Raw genomic sequence first — 14,706 nt, 5'->3', positions numbered from 1 at the left:
CTGGCTAGAGTGGGTGTCATGAACGACACCACCGCTTCCGCCTCCGTTCCCACCGGCCAGCCGCTGCAACCGCTGCGCATCGATTTCGTCTCCGACGTCGCCTGCCCCTGGTGCGCCGTCGGCCTGAAGTCGCTGGAGACGGCCCTCGCCCGCGTGCCGGACGTGAAGGTCGACCTCCACTTCCAGCCCTTCGAGCTGAACCCGCAGATGGTCCCCGAGGGCGAGGACATCGAAGAGCACCTGTCGCGCAAGTACCGTTCGACGCCCGAGCAGCGCAAGGACATCCGCGCGCATCTGAAGCAGCGCGGCGCCGACGTCGGTTTCACCTTCACCGAAGGCGCGCGCAGCCGCGTCTGGAACACCTTCGACGCGCACCGGCTGCTGCACTGGGCCGGGCTGCAGTCGGCGCAGGCGCAGCGCGATCTGAAGCTCGCGTTGCTGACGGCGTATCACACCAACGGCAAGAACCCCGGCGACCGCGAGACGCTGCTGGACACGGTCCGCGAGATCGGCCTCGACGCCGCTGAAGCGGCACGCGTCTTCGACAGCGGTGAGTTCGCCGATGACGTGCGCGAGTCCGAGTCGCTGTGGCAGAGCCGTGGCATCAGCTCGGTGCCCGCGGTCGTGATCAACGAGAAGTACCTGATCTCGGGCGGCCAGCCACCGGAGGCTTTCGAGCAGGCGCTGCGCCAGATCGCCAGCGAACAGCAAGCGCAAGCGTCGTAACGAACGCAAGGGGGTTGTTCCGCTGCCGACGCGAGCGCCAGAACTGAGACAATCCCCCATCGTTTGAACGGGGCCCGCGTCGTCCGCGTGGCCCCGTTTTCATTGCTGTCGTCTGTAGTTGTCGCGAGTTGTCGTCCGTATGTTCAAGAACCTGATCGTTTACCGTCTGTCCAACGACTGGCAGCCCAATCTCGAGAAGCTCGAGGATGCCCTTGAGAACGAGCGTTTCGTTCCTTGCGGCGCCACGGAAGCGCTGTCGGCCGGCTGGGTGCCGCCGCGTGGCGAACCGGGCGCCCGCCTGCTGGAAGAGATCGGCGACCACTGGCTGCTGAGCCTGCGCATGGAAAAGCGTGTGCTGCCGGGCTCGGTGGTGCGCGAGAAGGTCGACGAGATGGTCGAGCGCGTCGAGCTCGAGACCGGTCGCCGTCCCGGCAAGAAGCAGCAGCGCGACATGAAGGACCAGGCCACGCTGGAGCTGCTGCCGCGCGCGTTCACGCTGCAGTCCCACCTGAAGGTGTGGATCTCCCCCAAGCAGGGCTTCCTGATGGTGGACGCGGGCTCGATCGGCAAGGCCGATGAGCTGATCACGCTGCTGGTGAAGGCCGACTCCTCGATCAACCTGCACCTGCTGCAGAGCGCCGAATCGCCGGCCGCCTGCATGTCCGCGTGGCTGATGGACGGCGTGCCGCCGGCGGACTTCATCATCGACCGCGACTGCGAACTCAAGGCCGCCGACGAGATGAAGGCCGCGGTGCGCTACGCCCGCCACAACCTGGACACCGACGAGGTGAAGGCGCACCTGACCAGCGGCAAGATGCCGACGCGCCTGGCGATGACGTGGAAGGAACGCGTGTCCTTCACGCTGACGGACACGATGCAGATCAAGGGCATCAAGTTCCTGGACATCGTCTTCGACGGCCGCGACAAGCCGGCCAAGGACGAGGCTTTCGACGTGGACGCCGCGCTGGCGACCGGCGAACTCTCGCAGCTGATCCCCGACATGATCGAGGGCCTGGGCGGCGAGCTGGATTTCATCGGCCAGTCGGCCAAGATCGCGGCGGAACATGCCCCGGGCGGCGCGGCGGCCAAGCCGGCGGCGACCGATGCTAAGGACGCCAAGGCGTCGCAGACCGCCTCGCCCTCGAAGGACGAGGACCTCGCCACCGAAGCGGCGCCCTGGGACTGAGCCTGCCATGACGCATGCCCCCGCCGCGGACACCGACTGGGTGCGTCACGGCGCGGGCCAGGACGGCCTCGATCGACTCGAGGCCTTTTTTCATGGCGAGGCCTACACGCCGCATCGCCACGACACCTACGCCATCGGCAGCACGCTGAGCGGCGTCCAGTCCTTCACCTACCGCTCGGCGCTGCGGCACAGCCTGGCCGGGCACACGGTGGTGCTGCATCCGGACGAGCCGCATGACGGGCACGCGGGCACCGATGCCGGCTTCCGCTATCGCATCCTCTACCTGGCGCCGGCGCGGCTGCAGGAGATGCTCGGCGGCGTCGCCCTGCCCTTCGTGCCGGGCGGCGTGTCGACCGATCCTCGCCTCGCCCGCGCGACGCGCGCGCTGCTGGCGCAACTCGCCGCGCCGCTCGACCCGCTGGAGCAGGACGACGGGCTGCTGGAACTCGCCACCGCGCTGCAGCTGGCCGCCGGCTCATCGCCGCGCCCCTTGCGCGGCGACTACCGGGCCGCCCTCCTCGCACGCGAGTTCATGGACGACCGGCTCGACCGCGCCGTCACGCTGGAGGAACTCGGCGCCGCCGCGGGCCGCGATCGATGGAGCCTCTCGCGCGATTTCCGCGCCAGCTTCGGGACCAGTCCGTATCGCTACCTGACGCTGCGGCGGCTGGACCTCGCGCGCCGGCTGATGCTCGCCGGACAGCCGCTCGCGGACTGCGCCGTCCACGCCGGCTTCGCGGACCAGAGCCATCTGACGCGCCAGTTCGCGAAGGCCTTCGGTGTCACGCCCGCGCGGTGGCTGCGCATGTCGGACAGTTCGAGCTAGACGCACGATCGTTCAAGACGGACCGCCGGCCGGTCGCCAAGATGGGCGCTCCAACCGACTTCCGCACGCTGACCGCCTTGAACGCCATGACAACGACTACCCCCACCCGATCACCGGCCCCACGCCGCTCCGGGACTACCGCGCCGTCAACCTCGCCGACAAGCTCTCGCTGCTGCACGAGCAGTGGTCGCAGCGCGTGGTGGCCGAGATGAACGACTACCAGTTCAAGATCGCCAAGGTGGAAGGCGAGTTCCTCTGGCACGCGCACGCCGAGACGGACGAGGCCTTCCTCGTCGTCGCCGGCGAACTGCGGCTGGACTTCCGCGATGGCGCGGTGACGCTGCGCGCGGGGGAGCTGTTCGTCGTCCCGCGCGGCGTCGAGCACAAGCCCAGCGCCACGCACGAGACGCACATCCTGGTCATCGAACCGCGCGGCGTGGTGAACACCGGCGCCGCGCACAACGAGCGCACGCAGCCGAACGACCGCTGGGTCTGAGTCGTCCGATCAAGACACCCGGGCGCCCTGTCGCGCCAGGCGCAGGAACTCCGCTGGATCGTCTTCGACGACCCGGCGCATGGCGCTGCGCAGCGACTTCCCGAAGTCATCGGCATCACCCGGCGAAAGGTCGGTCTTTCTCTCCCCCCGAGGACGGCGCAGCGCTCCGGACAGCGCCTCGACAACGCCTTCGACGTCCAACGCGCCGAACCCTATCGGAGGATGCCGGTTGAGAACTCTGACGCTGTCGTTGATTGTCGCCATGATCCGGAGCGTTCCATCACGACCGGGGCCGTAGACGATTTCCAAGACCCGGGCGCCAGGGCGCGGGACGTAATCCGGGGAAGAGCTGTCCGCGATCGCTTGGCGGACCCTCACCCCCAAGCCGTCGAATCCAGAGATTGCCAGGCCCACGCCGGCCATGGCGCCGATCATCGAACGCTGCTCTTGGGGATCGAGCCAGGCCTCCTCGTCGTCGAAGATCTTCTTGAACAAGGCGTTGGCCTGGTCGACCTGCGTGGCGCGATCGATCGCCGAGGTGTCTGCGGAGCCTGGCCCGATGTGGGCGCCCGGTCCGTCGGTGCCGCTCCGGCGGGTATCAGACAGGAAGGTCGACGCGGGGTCGGCGGCGATCACGTGGGAGAGTCCGTTCAACATGAGAAGTTCCGAGAAGTCGCAAGGGCCTCTCAGTGTTCGGACGACATCTCGTGTTCGCGTGCCACCCGATGTTCGCAGGACGTTCCTTGCCTAGAACAGATCCTGCTGTTCGCCGACCTGCTGCCCAGTCGCGCGCGCCTCGATCGCGAGGATCTTGAGCTTCGTCACGACGCCGCCCGGCGCGGAGAAGCCCGTGAGGTTCGCCGCCTTGCCGGCCGTCGGCGCGCCCATCACGCGATGGCAGGGCACGATGGGTGCGAACGGGTTGTGGCCCTCCGCACGGCCGACGGCGCGTGCCGCGTTCGGCTGTCCGAGCCGCGACGCCACCTCGCCGTAGGTCAGCGTCTGCCCGACCGGGATGCGCCGCGTGAACGCGAGCACCTCGCGGTCGAAGGCCGGGACGGCGCTGTCGTCGAGCTCGACCTCGAGCAGATCGCGCGCCTCGCCGGCCAGCAGCGCGCGCACGCCGAGGCAGGCCTGCTTCACCGGCTCGGGCAGGCGCTCGAAGTCCGTCTCCTCGCGCCCCGCGGGGTAGCGCACCCGCATGCGATCACGCGTGACGGACAGGCTCTCCTCCGGCAGCTGCGAACCGACGATGCCGCGCTCGGTCCACGCGATGCCGCAGTGACCGAGCACCGTCGGATAGCAATGGAAGAAGACTTGCGGCGCCATGATGCGATGCTGGTCCGTCGCAGGGTCAGTTCGTGACAGGCGCCGGATCGACGTGCGAGATCGACGTGTCAATCGATGGGTCGACTGGCTGCTTGAATGCGGGATGCTGGCTGGCGATCTCGGCGGCCTGCGTGCGGGCGGCGGTGGCGAGCTTCGCGACCTCGCGGGGCGCCATCGCCTTGAGCTTGTGATCCGACCACACCTGGCGCCAGCGGCGCGCGCCGGGCAGACCGTTCCACAGGCCGAGCGCGTGACGCATCGCCTGCGACCACGGGCGGCCCAGCACGACCTGCTTGTCGAGATAGTCCAGCCACTGCGCCTCGACCGCTTCGCGGCTCGCGACCGGCGCCTGCGCCTCGCCGAAGAAGCGCTGGTCCCACTGCGCCATCTGCCAGGGCTCGTGATAAGCCTGCCGGCCGATCATCACGCCGTCGACGTGCTCAAGCTGCTCCGCGATCTCGTCGTCCGTCTTGAGGCCGCCGTTGATGGCGATCGTCAGATGCGGGAACTCCTGCTTGAGGCGATGGACGAGCTCATACCGCAGCGGCGGGATGTCGCGGTTCTCCTTCGGCGACAGGCCCTGCAGCCACGCGTTGCGCGCATGGACGAGGAAGACCTCGCAGCCAGCCTCGGACACCTGGCCGACGAAGTCGCGGACGAAGTCGTAGCTCTCGATCCTGTCGATGCCGATGCGATGCTTGACGGTGACGGGAATCGACACCGCGTCGCGCATCGCCTTGACGCCGTCGGCCACCAGCGCCGGCTCCGCCATCAGGCAGGCGCCGAAGGCGCCGCGCTGGACGCGCTCGCTGGGGCAGCCGCAGTTCAGGTTGACCTCGTCGTAGCCCCACTGCTCGGCCAGCTTCGCGCAGGCGGCGAGATCGGCCGGCTCCGAGCCGCCGAGCTGCAGCGCGACGGGGTGTTCCTGCTCGTTGAAATCGAGGTGCCGGGGCTTGTCGCCGTGCAGGATCGCGCCGGTCGTCACCATCTCGGTGTAGAGCAGCGTGTGGCGGGTCAGCAGCCGGTGCAGATAACGGCAATCCGCCGTCGTCCAGTCGAGCATGGGCGCCACGGACAGGCGCCAGGGGGAGAACTTCGAGGACATGGGGCCGATTATCCCGCGATGCCCGTCCTCAGTCCGGCGCGCGGGTCAGTTGCGTGATGAGCGCCTCCAGGCGCTCCGGCGACACCGGCTTCACCACGTGTTCGTCGAAGCCCGCGGCCAGGGCCTTGGTCCGGTCCGAGGCCAGTCCGTACCCGGTCAGCGCGACCAGCTTGGACCCGTCGCCCGGCGTCTGCGCGCGCAGACGCCGCGCCAGCTCGTAGCCGTCCATCGTCGGCAGGCCGATGTCGATGAAAGCCACCTGCGGCGCCTGTTCCGCGAAGAGACGCAGCGCCTCGTCCGGATGGTGGGCGATCCGCACCGCATGCCCCTGCTCGACCAGCAGCTGTCCCAGCAGGTTCGCGGCGTCCTCGTTGTCGTCGATCACCAGCAGCTCGCTCGCCGGGACCGCCCGGGCCGCCTCGGGCTCGGCGCCGGTCCGCACCTCGGACGACGACGACCGGGAGCGCGGAATCCGCACCACCACCGACGAGCCTTGCCCGATGCCGTCGCTGCGGGCCTCCACGGTGCCGCCGTGGAGCGTCACGATGTTCCTGACGATGCTGAGCCCCAGTCCCAGGCCGCCCTGCGCGCGGTCCAGGGCCTGCCGCCCCTGGGTGAACAGGTCGAAGACCGTCACCAGCGCCTCGGCGGACATGCCGATGCCATCGTCCCGGACGGTGATCACGACGTCGCCGCCCTCTCCGTCCTTGCCGGCCTCTGTGGCCTCTCCCTCCACGCCGGCCTCCGCATGCGCGGAGACCGTGAGCAGTCCCCCGGGCTCGGTGTACTTCGCCGCGTTCGCCAGCAGGTTGGACAGCACCTGCGTCATGCGCGCGGCGTCGACATCGACCGCTAGGTCCTCGTCGAGTTCGAGGACGACCCGATGGCGCCGCTGCTCGATGAGGGGGTGCACCATCTCCAGCGCGCGATGGACGAGCGGCCCGATGTCCGTGCGGAGCAGGCTCAGTTCGACCTTGCCGCTGCTGATGCGCGAGACGTCGAGCAGGTCGTCCACCAGCCGGATCAGATGCTGCGTCTGGCGGCGCAGGATCTCCAGCGGCCGGTCCGGCGCGCCGGCGCGCCGCTCCAGCAGCGTCAGCACCGACACGATGGGCGCCAGCGGGTTGCGCAGTTCGTGGCCCAGCATCGCGAGGAACTCGTCCTTCACTCCGCTGGCGCGCTCCGCGTCGGCACGCGCCGCCGTCTCGCGCAGCAGCAGCACCTTCAAGGCGGTGATGTCGCGCACCGTCCCGATCGCGCGATGCGCGCGCCCATCGGCCTCGCGCAGGAAATAGACGTGCTCGCGGACATGGACGGCCTGACCGTCCACATCGCGGAGCCGGTACTCCGCGTTCCATGCGGACGCCTCGCCGCGCAGGGCGGCGTCGAAGGCGCGGGTGACGCGTTCCACGTCCTCCGGGTGGACACGCGTGCGGCGCCAGTCCGACCGCATGCCGCTGCGGGTCGCCCCCCCGAAGAGCCGGTCGACGTGCCCCCCCCACCAGAGGTCGTCGAGCGCCACATGCCAGTCCCAGAGGCTTTCCTCGGTGGTCTCGGAGAAGAGCTGCATCCGCTCCTGGTCACGCAGCGCCGCCGCCTGCTGCCAGGCGGTCTCCAGCGCGGAGCCCGCCAGCGTGGCGATGGTCTGCAGGGTGTCGGACGCCGTCGTTGCGACGCCGGCATCGACATCGACATCGACATCGACATCGCCGTCGCCGTCGCCATCGCCGCCGACCACGAGCGCGCCGGTCAGCCGCCCGGCGCGGTTGCGCAGCGGCACCACGGCCAGGTGGATGGGGCCGTCGGGAAACAAGGCGTGGAAGATGGACGCGGTTTCCGCGCCACGCGCGATCTGCAGCGGACCGCCGGTCATCGACAGCCGGCGATGCAAGGCATGCAGCGCGGAGCGGATGGGCACGAGCGAGGCCGCGTCGACGCTGTCGCCCCGCGCGACCGTCGCCTGCTCCCAGCTCCGTCCCGGTTGCAGATGCGACGCGAAGGCCGGCTGGCGCGTCACGGCGGCTGCGGCGCGACGCGCGTGCTCCAGCAGGTCCTGCGGACGCCGCAGCGCCATCAGTTCCTGCACGAAGCCGGTCAGGTCGAAGCTCACGACGCGGTCGTTCAGGCCGGAGCCGAGGCGGTCGCCCCCGTCAGGTTCGCCAGCCGGGTCTCGAGGATGCCGCCGTTGCGGTCCGCGGCCAGGAAGGCCTGCGGCGGCACGTAGTACATCGACGAGTTGTCGATGCCCTCCGTGTCCAGCAGCACGCGGGGATGCGTGTGCAGCACGTCCAGGAGGAGCTCCGCGTCGAAGCGCCGCTGGTCGTACTGGCAGATGGAATAGGTCTTGGCGCCGGTGGCGTAGAAGTCGTTGAGCAGCGCCTCGTACTCCACCAGACGCTCGGTGCCCGGGTCCCCTTCCAGGGCCCAGGACATCTCGCCAGTGACGCGCAGGGCCGCATAACCGGCCTCGATGGCGCTGGTGGTCTCGCGACCGAGCATCGCGATCATCATGCGGGGATCGAAGACGCCGTCGATCAGATAGACGTCCTTGGCGGCCTGCACGACGAGCTGGCCGCTCGCCACCAGGGCGTCGACGTCGATGCCGGCGTCGATCAGGGTGGCGCGCAGGCGTTCGGCGGTCTGGAGATGCACCAGGTAGAGCATCTTCTCGTGACGTTCCATGCCCAGGCGCACGAAATCCACCGTGATGTGGCGCTGATCGGCGTCGCTCCGGAAGAGGCCGCAGTAGTGGTCACCCGGCTTCATGGCCTCCAGCGCGGGCAGGATGGACGTCGTATTGCACATGAGGGCCCCTTGTCAGGCCCGAGCGGCCCGTGGCGAGTGTAGGCCCCGTACCGCTACCACCCCGTACCGCCGATGACCAGCGCCGGTCACCCCTCCTTGGAGGCAGAGGCTTGTTTCCAATTGCATCGGAGCCCCTGAACCGGGCGACGCCAGGTCTTGCGTCCGTCGTAACATTCCCGCCGCCTCCGCCGGTCTCTGCCTCACGTCCGATGTTCCCGTTCCGCCGCCCGACTGGCTCCGCCAGCGGCCTCCCGTGCCTCCACGTTCCCGTTCTCGCGCTGCTGATCGCCGCGGGGGTGGCGCTGCCGTCGGCGCATGCGACGCAGGCAACGCAGGCGAAGGCCAGGACGCAACCGGGTGCGGCGAAGGCCGGGACGCCCAGCCTCCCCGCCGCGCAGCCGGCGTCGAACCTGGCGAAGTCCGAACTGGCCGACATCGCCGACCTGCGCAAGCGGATGGCCGCCAAGACGGTGGTCGTGACCCGGCATGCCGAGGACGGCGACATCGCCATCCAGGTCTGGGCGCGGACGACTCTCCCAAAGAAATACTACGTCGCCGTGACGCAGCAGGGCACGGTGCGACGCACGCTCACCGCCAACGAGGAAGCCGATGCCTGGCGGAGCTACGACAGCTTCCGCCGCATGGCCGGCCTCGGCGAGGTGGGGCGACCGGTGCTGCTGGGTCAGCAGATGCCGGTGACGGTCGTGTCGGCGTCGGCGTCGGCGACTGGGATTGCAACCGGGATTGCGACGGCGCCCCTGCCGACGACGGCGCCTTTGACGCCGCCGCCGCCTCGTGTGCCCGTGGCCATCGCCGCCATCGGCGCACCGGATGAGGGAGCCATCGCGCGTGCGCCGTCGACAAGGGGCGACGCGCCCACGCCGAGGAGCGACACGCCCATGGCCGCGCGCGAGATCTCCGCGACGACGGGCGAATCCGTGGAGCCGCGCGTGGCCGGTTCCGCCGTCGAGACCCTGCGCCGCGCACGCTTCGGCGACGAGGTGGCGCGCCTGGTCTGGAACGCCGAGAGTTCGCAGTACCTCGTGTCGCTCACCCGGCAGGGCTCGGTGGTCGCCATGCTGCGCAGCCGGGACTCGGCCGAGGCGACGCGGGCGTACGAGGACTATGTGCGCCAGGCCGAGACGCGTGCCTCGTTGCTGCCGGGCCGCTCGGCGGGGCCGGTGTCGGCGGCCTCTCGCTAGCGGCGGCTCCTCGTCCTACAGACACCGGTCAGGGATCGGCAAAGACTCCGTGCATCCGGCCACCACGGCCGTCGAGCATCAGGAGCACCCCATGATCCGCAAGCTCAGCAACGGCCAGTTCCGCCTCTACTCCCGCAACCCCGATCCGAAGACGGGGAAACGCCGCAACCTCGGCACCTTCGACACCCGCGAGGCCGCGGAGAAACACGAGCGGGAGGTGCAGTACTTCAAGCGGCAGTGAATGAGCTCAGGGCCCGCGAACTGGTCGGCGCGAGCCGTCGCACCACGCGAAGAGTTCCTGCGCTTCGCTCTGTTGCATGCGCATCTCGTTCTCGGAGATGGCGCGCCTGAGCTTGTAGTCCGCCGCCACACGCCGCGCTTTCAATGCCGACAGTTGACCGGCCAGTTGACGCGCCACCTTGCGCTTCTCCCGTGGGCATGAAGGGGGCGGATTGGCGAGACGATCAATCAGTTGCTCGTGCACGCCATGCGCCTTCGAGACGGTCTCAGTCGACCGCGGCAGCGATAGTGCCCACTCCCGGCATCGGTGGTACGCCGCGTAGTACGCGCGACTGATCGTGGCGCGACGCCGCGCCTCGGCCCCGTGGTGACTTGCTCCCAGGGCCTGCGCCAACAGATCCTTGGTTGACGTTGCCATCAGTCGTACTCCTCGTCTTCGTCGTCGCCATCCTCGACGACGGCATCGATAGCAAGCTCTTCTTCAAACGGTCCATCCCAACGCCCCCTGAACGCGATCCTCACGCCCAGCTCGTGCAGATCGAGATCGATGAGGCGCCACGAGCAATCGCTGGTGAGTACAAAACCCATCTCCCACGGCGCGTCGACGCTCAGCTCGTAGCGCATGGCCACGAACTCCGTCTCTTTCGGAGACCGGGTGATACGAGGCGGGCAATTGCACAGCTGCAGCGAGTGCTCCTTCAGCACCTGCGCCGCCACCTGCAGCATCTGGATCACCTGAGGCCAACGTAAACGGTGATGCCGCAACACCTGGTCCATGTCTTCCGCCAGCCGGTACCAATCCACCACCGCCGTCACGCTGGAGCAGCTTCCGTAGCACGCTGTCGACGGCTCTCCGAACAGCGCGGTCGGCTCTCCGAACAGCGCGGTCGGCTCTGCGAGCAACGCCACGATCTCGTCGAATTCCGCCTGGGGCCGACCCACCACCGGCGGCAGTCGATTCACCAGTTGCTTCGCCTGTTCCAACATCACATTCATCGCCATCGTCGTCCTCGCTTTCTCTCGCATTCCTGAATGCGTTCAACCCGAATGCATGCAGTGTCGGAGCCGATCCGCCGATGCCGAATCCCCTCGAAGGGCGATTAAATGGGGGACACACCTTCGTGTGAGTCACTCCCCCTGCGCCTACGGATACAAGTCATTGCTTCGATGCCCCTATGCTTGAGACGAACCGGCCCGCCCCGGCGCGCCGACTATCAAAGAGCAAAGGGAGACACCATGCGACTTTCCATTCGAGGCGGCAGGCGCCCGCTGTATGCAATGACCTTGGCGCTGGCCGTCGGATCGGCCGCGCTGCTCGCCGGCTGCGGCGGCGATGACGATGGCGACGGGACGCCACCCGCCTTCAAGTACAACGCCGAGATCCGGCGCACCGCCATGGGCGTGCCGCACATCAAGGCCGCCGACTGGGGCGGCGCCGGCTACGGCTACGGCTATGCGCAGGCGCAGGACGACCTGTGCACCATCGCCAACTCGATGCTCACCTTCCGCGGGGAACGCTCGCGCCACTTCGGCGCCGATGCCGTCATCCCCTTCCAGGGCACCATCGGACAACCGAAGAACCTCGACTCGGACTTCTATCACCGCCACGTCCTCAACGACGAGGTGATGCAGCGCTTCATCGCCGCGCAGCCCGACAAGCTCAAGCAGATGGTCGCCGGCTTTGCCGCCGGCTACAACCGCTACGTCCGTGAGATCAAGGCCGGCGCCGAATCCACCGCCCATGCGGCCTGCCGCAACGAGGCCTGGGTCGTGCCCGTCACCGACACGGACATCTTCCGCCGCATGTACGGCGCGCACTTCGCGGCGGGCTACAGCAACTTCGTCGCGCAGATCGCCAATGCGACGGCACCCGCAGCCGCTTCGCCCACGATGGCCATGGCCGCAGGAACGGCAGGCAAGACGCACGCGGGACGGCGCGCGCGCAACGCGGCCGCACAACCGCTCACCATCGCCACCGCGCATCTGCCGGACTTCCAGGTCGGCGGCAACGACGGCGTGGGCAGCAACATGATCGGCTTCGGCACCGCGGCCACGGGCGACGCCAGCCCGCTGCTGTTCGGCAATCCGCACTGGTACTGGCGCGGCCCGGACCGCTTCTACCAGGCGCACCTGACCGTGCCCGGGGAGCTCAACGTCGCCGGCGCCTCCTTCCTCGCCCAGCCGATCGTGCTCATCGGCTACAACGACAACGTGGCCTGGAGCCACACCGTCTCCGCCGCGCGCCGCTACGGCCTGTTCCAGCTCACGCTGACGCCCGGCGACCCGACCAGCTACCAGCGCGACGGTGCCGCCGTGAAGATGACCGCCCGCGCCATCACCGTGCAGGTCAAGCAGGGCGACGGCAGCGTCGCGCCGGTGTCGCGCACGCTCTACGAGTCGCAGTACGGCCCGATCGTCAACCTCGGTCCGCTCAACGCGGCGCTGGGCTGGAACACGAACACCGCCTTCGCGATCCGGGACATCAACGGCGACAACTTCCGCGTGTTCCGCGTGTGGATGCGCTGGAGCCAGGCCAAGACGCTCGAGGAGTTCCAGTCCATCCAGCGCGAAGAGTCCGCCATCCCCTGGGTCAACACCGTCGCCGTCGGACGCGGCGGCAGCCAGGCCTGGTACGCCGACATCGGCGCGATGCCCAATGTCTCCGCCGCGCAGCTCTCGAGCTGCGCCACACCGCTCACGAACGCGCTCAGCGCCGCGCTGCCGCGCACGCCGGTGCTCGACGGTTCCAAGAGCAGCTGCGACTGGTTGACCGACCCCGACTCCAAGCAGCCCGGCGCGATCGGCCCCGCCCGCATGCCCAGCCTGCTGCGCGACGACTACGTGCTCAACAGCAACGACAGCTACTGGCTGGCCAACACGGCCGCGCCGCTGACCGGATTCCCGGACATCCTCGGACCGGCGGGCACGAGCTCGATCAGCTTCCGCACGCGACTGGCGCATCTGCTGGCCCAGGGACGGCTGGCCGGCACCGACGGTTATGCCGGCAACAAGGCCACCAGCGAGACCGTGCGCGCCATGGTGCTCAACAGCCGCACGCTGACCTCGGAGCTCTTCCGGGATCAGGCGCTCGCGATGTTCTGCGCACCGCCGACGGCGTTCACCGTGAACGGCGATCCCGCCACCGGCGAGACCTTCAGCCCGGCGCGCAGCGTCGATCCCACCGAGGCCTGCGCGGTGCTGCAGGCGTGGGACGGCAAGGCGCTGCTCGCCTCACGCGGCGCGCATGTGTGGGACGAGTTCTGGACGCGCGCCTCGCGCATCCCGGAGGCCTCGCTGTTCGCGGTGCCCTTCAGCAGCGCCGATCCGCTGCACACGCCGCGCGACCTGAACGTCGCCATGAAGACGACGCTGCAGCAAGCCTTCGGCGCGGCGATCCTGCGCGTGCAGGCCAGCGGCTTCGCGCTCAACGCGACGCGCGGCGAGACGCTCTTCGCCACGCGCGGCAGCGACAAGATCCCGCTGTTCGGCGGCTGCGGCCAGCCGCAGGGCTACTACACGGTGGCCTGCGCGCTCAGCCGGCTGGACCAGGGCGGCTACGACCTCAACACCGCGACCAGCGCCAACAGCTACATGCAAGTCGTGCGCTTCCCCGCCGGCGACGTCGAGGCCTACACCTTCCTGACCTTCTCGCAGTCGGACGATCCGGTCTCGGCGCACTACAGCGACTACACGCGCGCCTACAGCGCCGGGCAGTGGCAGAAGGTGCCGTTCTCCGAGGCCGACATCGCCAAGGACACGGCCTTCTCGACGAAGACGATCAGCGAGTAACCCGGAACACGGGCCCGCAACGACACAGCCGGCCGACCGCCTCGACATCGAGGCGGCGCGGCCGGCTGTGGCATCCGATCGCGGGAGCGATAGGACGGTGGAACGTGGGGGTCAGACCTGCAGCGCGCGCTCGATCTCGGTCAGCTTGTAGCGGGCCAGGGCCAGGTTGCCCTTGTTCTTGTCCAGTACCAGGTACAGGAACAGGCCGGCGTTGTTGGGTACCAGGCGGATCAGGTGGTACTGGTCCGTCAGCGTGATCAGGATGTCCTCGATGCCCTTGCGCAGGCCCAGCGACTCCATGGTCTGCAGCTTGGCGCGCACCACCTGCGTGTTGCCGGCGGCGGCCAGGTCCAGGTTCACGGCGGTGCCGGCCTGGGCCAGGCACATGCCGCTGCGGAAATCGACCAGCGCGGCGGCCAGCGCGCCGTCGATGGTCATGGCGGCGTCGATCGACTGCTTCAGATTGCTCATGGTGTCTTTGTTCAGGGAGGGGGTGGGTTGCAGGGAGGTGAGCCCGAAGCGGCTCGTCAGCTTGTTGAATTCCTCGATGAGGACGAACCACAGCGTCTCGGGGCTGCTGTCGGGCAGCCGGTAGAGCACGGTGGTCGGCGTGTCCGCCGTGACCATCGGCACGAGGGTCATCTCCTCGACGATGGCGCTGGGCATCAGCAGCAGGCGCACGGCGGGCACCTCGGCGGCCCACGCGCGGCGCAGCAGGTCCAGCGCGCCGTGGACCGAGCCCGGACCGACGATCACCAGCAGCCCCGCGGGGCCGTCGACGGCGCCCAGGTCGTCGTTGGGATACGGCGGACGCACCCAGTCGATGGTGGGCATGCCGGGCGTCGTGCTCAGCGCGATCGCCTGACGGCTTTCCGTGGAGGACAAGGTCGCGCCGGTCTGGCCGATGGCCAGGCCGCCCAGGCGCGCCGTCATGTCGACGACGCGCACGCCGGATCTGCTCATGAATAAGTCCCGAGAGTGGAGAAGACGACTCTTCGGCCG

15 protein-coding genes are annotated in these 14,706 nt (G+C 69.0%); 7 read left to right on the top strand and 8 right to left on the bottom strand.

Going from position 1 to position 14,706, the window contains the following annotated elements; translation table 11 throughout:
* The first annotated feature begins 18 nt into the window (after positions 1–18).
* The 4 genes from ABE85_RS03290 to ABE85_RS03275 all read left to right on the top strand — a co-directional run bounded on the left by ABE85_RS03290 (position 19) and on the right by ABE85_RS03275 (position 3,234).
* Positions 19–726 carry a DsbA family protein gene (locus ABE85_RS03290; RefSeq protein WP_067270014.1) on the top strand — a complete coding sequence of 236 codons (708 nt, stop codon included), beginning with the start codon at positions 19–21 and terminating at the stop codon, positions 724–726.
* Between the two features lie 139 nt (positions 727–865).
* Positions 866–1,912 (top strand): recombination-associated protein RdgC, encoded by a 1,047-nt coding sequence (locus tag ABE85_RS03285; protein ID WP_067270012.1) that lies wholly within the window; start codon positions 866–868, stop codon positions 1,910–1,912.
* A gap of 7 nt (positions 1,913–1,919) precedes the next feature.
* Positions 1,920–2,738: an AraC family transcriptional regulator gene (locus ABE85_RS03280; RefSeq protein WP_067270010.1), complete on the top strand. Its 819-nt coding sequence runs from the start codon at positions 1,920–1,922 to the stop codon at positions 2,736–2,738.
* A 109-nt stretch (positions 2,739–2,847) separates the two neighbouring features.
* Positions 2,848–3,234, top strand: a complete 387-nt coding sequence (locus tag ABE85_RS03275) for a cupin domain-containing protein (protein WP_067281749.1) — start codon at positions 2,848–2,850, stop codon at positions 3,232–3,234.
* A 9-nt stretch (positions 3,235–3,243) separates the two neighbouring features.
* On the opposite strand, the gene ABE85_RS03270 is transcribed toward ABE85_RS03275, so the two are convergent.
* From ABE85_RS03270 to ABE85_RS03250, 5 genes are all read right to left on the bottom strand, one after another.
* Positions 3,244–3,891, bottom strand: coding sequence for a hypothetical protein (locus tag ABE85_RS03270; protein WP_067270008.1), 648 nt, complete (start codon positions 3,889–3,891; stop codon positions 3,244–3,246).
* Positions 3,892–3,981: 90 nt separating this feature from the next.
* Positions 3,982–4,563, bottom strand: coding sequence for a methylated-DNA--[protein]-cysteine S-methyltransferase (locus ABE85_RS03265; protein WP_067270007.1), 582 nt, complete (start codon positions 4,561–4,563; stop codon positions 3,982–3,984).
* A 25-nt stretch (positions 4,564–4,588) separates the two neighbouring features.
* Complete coding sequence (gene dusA, locus ABE85_RS03260; RefSeq protein WP_082938275.1) at positions 4,589–5,668, bottom strand: tRNA dihydrouridine(20/20a) synthase DusA; 1,080 nt, start codon at positions 5,666–5,668, stop codon at positions 4,589–4,591.
* Positions 5,669–5,696: 28 nt separating this feature from the next.
* Positions 5,697–7,778, bottom strand: a complete 2,082-nt coding sequence (locus tag ABE85_RS03255; RefSeq protein WP_067270005.1) for an ATP-binding protein — start codon at positions 7,776–7,778, stop codon at positions 5,697–5,699.
* Positions 7,779–7,789: 11 nt separating this feature from the next.
* The gene (locus tag ABE85_RS03250; protein ID WP_067270003.1) at positions 7,790–8,473 is read right to left on the bottom strand and encodes an MEDS domain-containing protein; all 684 of its coding nucleotides are present in this window, start codon (positions 8,471–8,473) and stop codon (positions 7,790–7,792) included.
* Positions 8,474–8,682: 209 nt separating this feature from the next.
* Between ABE85_RS03250 and ABE85_RS03245 the strand changes: the two genes are divergently transcribed.
* Together ABE85_RS03245 and ABE85_RS27330 are read left to right on the top strand one after the other, a co-directional pair.
* Positions 8,683–9,675 carry a DUF2968 domain-containing protein gene (locus ABE85_RS03245; RefSeq protein WP_067270002.1) on the top strand — a complete coding sequence of 331 codons (993 nt, stop codon included), beginning with the start codon at positions 8,683–8,685 and terminating at the stop codon, positions 9,673–9,675.
* Between the two features lie 91 nt (positions 9,676–9,766).
* Entirely contained in the window at positions 9,767–9,916 is a 150-nt protein-coding gene (locus tag ABE85_RS27330) for a hypothetical protein (RefSeq protein ID WP_157521894.1), read from the top strand.
* Positions 9,917–9,922: 6 nt separating this feature from the next.
* On the opposite strand, the gene ABE85_RS03240 is transcribed toward ABE85_RS27330, so the two are convergent.
* Both ABE85_RS03240 and ABE85_RS03235 read right to left on the bottom strand, forming a co-directional pair.
* Positions 9,923–10,333, bottom strand: a complete 411-nt coding sequence (locus ABE85_RS03240) for a hypothetical protein (RefSeq protein WP_067270000.1) — start codon at positions 10,331–10,333, stop codon at positions 9,923–9,925.
* The gene (locus tag ABE85_RS03235) at positions 10,333–10,917 is read right to left on the bottom strand and encodes a hypothetical protein (protein WP_157521892.1); all 585 of its coding nucleotides are present in this window, start codon (positions 10,915–10,917) and stop codon (positions 10,333–10,335) included. The genes ABE85_RS03240 and ABE85_RS03235 overlap by 1 nt, the downstream gene beginning before the upstream one ends.
* A 234-nt stretch (positions 10,918–11,151) precedes the next feature.
* On the opposite strand from ABE85_RS03235, the gene ABE85_RS03230 reads away from it, so the two are divergent.
* The gene (locus ABE85_RS03230) at positions 11,152–13,704 is read left to right on the top strand and encodes a penicillin acylase family protein (RefSeq protein WP_067269998.1); all 2,553 of its coding nucleotides are present in this window, start codon (positions 11,152–11,154) and stop codon (positions 13,702–13,704) included.
* 111 nt (positions 13,705–13,815) lie between these two features.
* Here the strand turns inward: ABE85_RS03230 and ABE85_RS03225 are convergent, their stop codons facing one another.
* On the bottom strand, positions 13,816–14,175 hold the full coding sequence (locus ABE85_RS03225) for a hypothetical protein (protein WP_067281747.1): 360 nt from the start codon (positions 14,173–14,175) through the stop codon (positions 13,816–13,818).
* Between the last annotated feature and the right edge of the window lie 531 nt (positions 14,176–14,706).

This window comes from Mitsuaria sp. 7 (genome assembly GCF_001653795.1).
Classification (GTDB): domain Bacteria; phylum Pseudomonadota; class Gammaproteobacteria; order Burkholderiales; family Burkholderiaceae_C; genus Roseateles.
The sequence above is the reverse complement of the archived record's forward strand: the minus strand, read 5'-3'. Positions and strand labels throughout refer to the sequence as shown.

Excerpts from the sequence above, each read along its gene's own strand:
- ABE85_RS03250 (WP_067270003.1), bottom strand. The coding sequence starts at position 8,473 with ATGTGCAATACGACGTCCATCCTGCCCGCGCTGGAGGCCATGAAGCCG.
- ABE85_RS03280 (WP_067270010.1), top strand. The coding sequence starts at position 1,920 with ATGACGCATGCCCCCGCCGCGGACACCGACTGGGTGCGTCACGGCGCG.
- ABE85_RS27330 (WP_157521894.1), top strand. The coding sequence starts at position 9,767 with ATGATCCGCAAGCTCAGCAACGGCCAGTTCCGCCTCTACTCCCGCAAC.
- ABE85_RS03225 (WP_067281747.1), bottom strand. The coding sequence starts at position 14,175 with ATGAGCAATCTGAAGCAGTCGATCGACGCCGCCATGACCATCGACGGC.
- ABE85_RS03290 (WP_067270014.1), top strand. The coding sequence starts at position 19 with ATGAACGACACCACCGCTTCCGCCTCCGTTCCCACCGGCCAGCCGCTG.
- ABE85_RS03240 (WP_067270000.1), bottom strand. The coding sequence starts at position 10,333 with ATGGCAACGTCAACCAAGGATCTGTTGGCGCAGGCCCTGGGAGCAAGT.
- ABE85_RS03230 (WP_067269998.1), top strand. The coding sequence starts at position 11,152 with ATGCGACTTTCCATTCGAGGCGGCAGGCGCCCGCTGTATGCAATGACC.
- ABE85_RS03285 (WP_067270012.1), top strand. The coding sequence starts at position 866 with ATGTTCAAGAACCTGATCGTTTACCGTCTGTCCAACGACTGGCAGCCC.
- ABE85_RS03245 (WP_067270002.1), top strand. The coding sequence starts at position 8,683 with ATGTTCCCGTTCCGCCGCCCGACTGGCTCCGCCAGCGGCCTCCCGTGC.
- dusA (WP_082938275.1), bottom strand. The coding sequence starts at position 5,668 with ATGTCCTCGAAGTTCTCCCCCTGGCGCCTGTCCGTGGCGCCCATGCTC.
- ABE85_RS03270 (WP_067270008.1), bottom strand. The coding sequence starts at position 3,891 with ATGTTGAACGGACTCTCCCACGTGATCGCCGCCGACCCCGCGTCGACC.
- ABE85_RS03235 (WP_157521892.1), bottom strand. The coding sequence starts at position 10,917 with ATGGCGATGAATGTGATGTTGGAACAGGCGAAGCAACTGGTGAATCGA.
- ABE85_RS03265 (WP_067270007.1), bottom strand. The coding sequence starts at position 4,563 with ATGGCGCCGCAAGTCTTCTTCCATTGCTATCCGACGGTGCTCGGTCAC.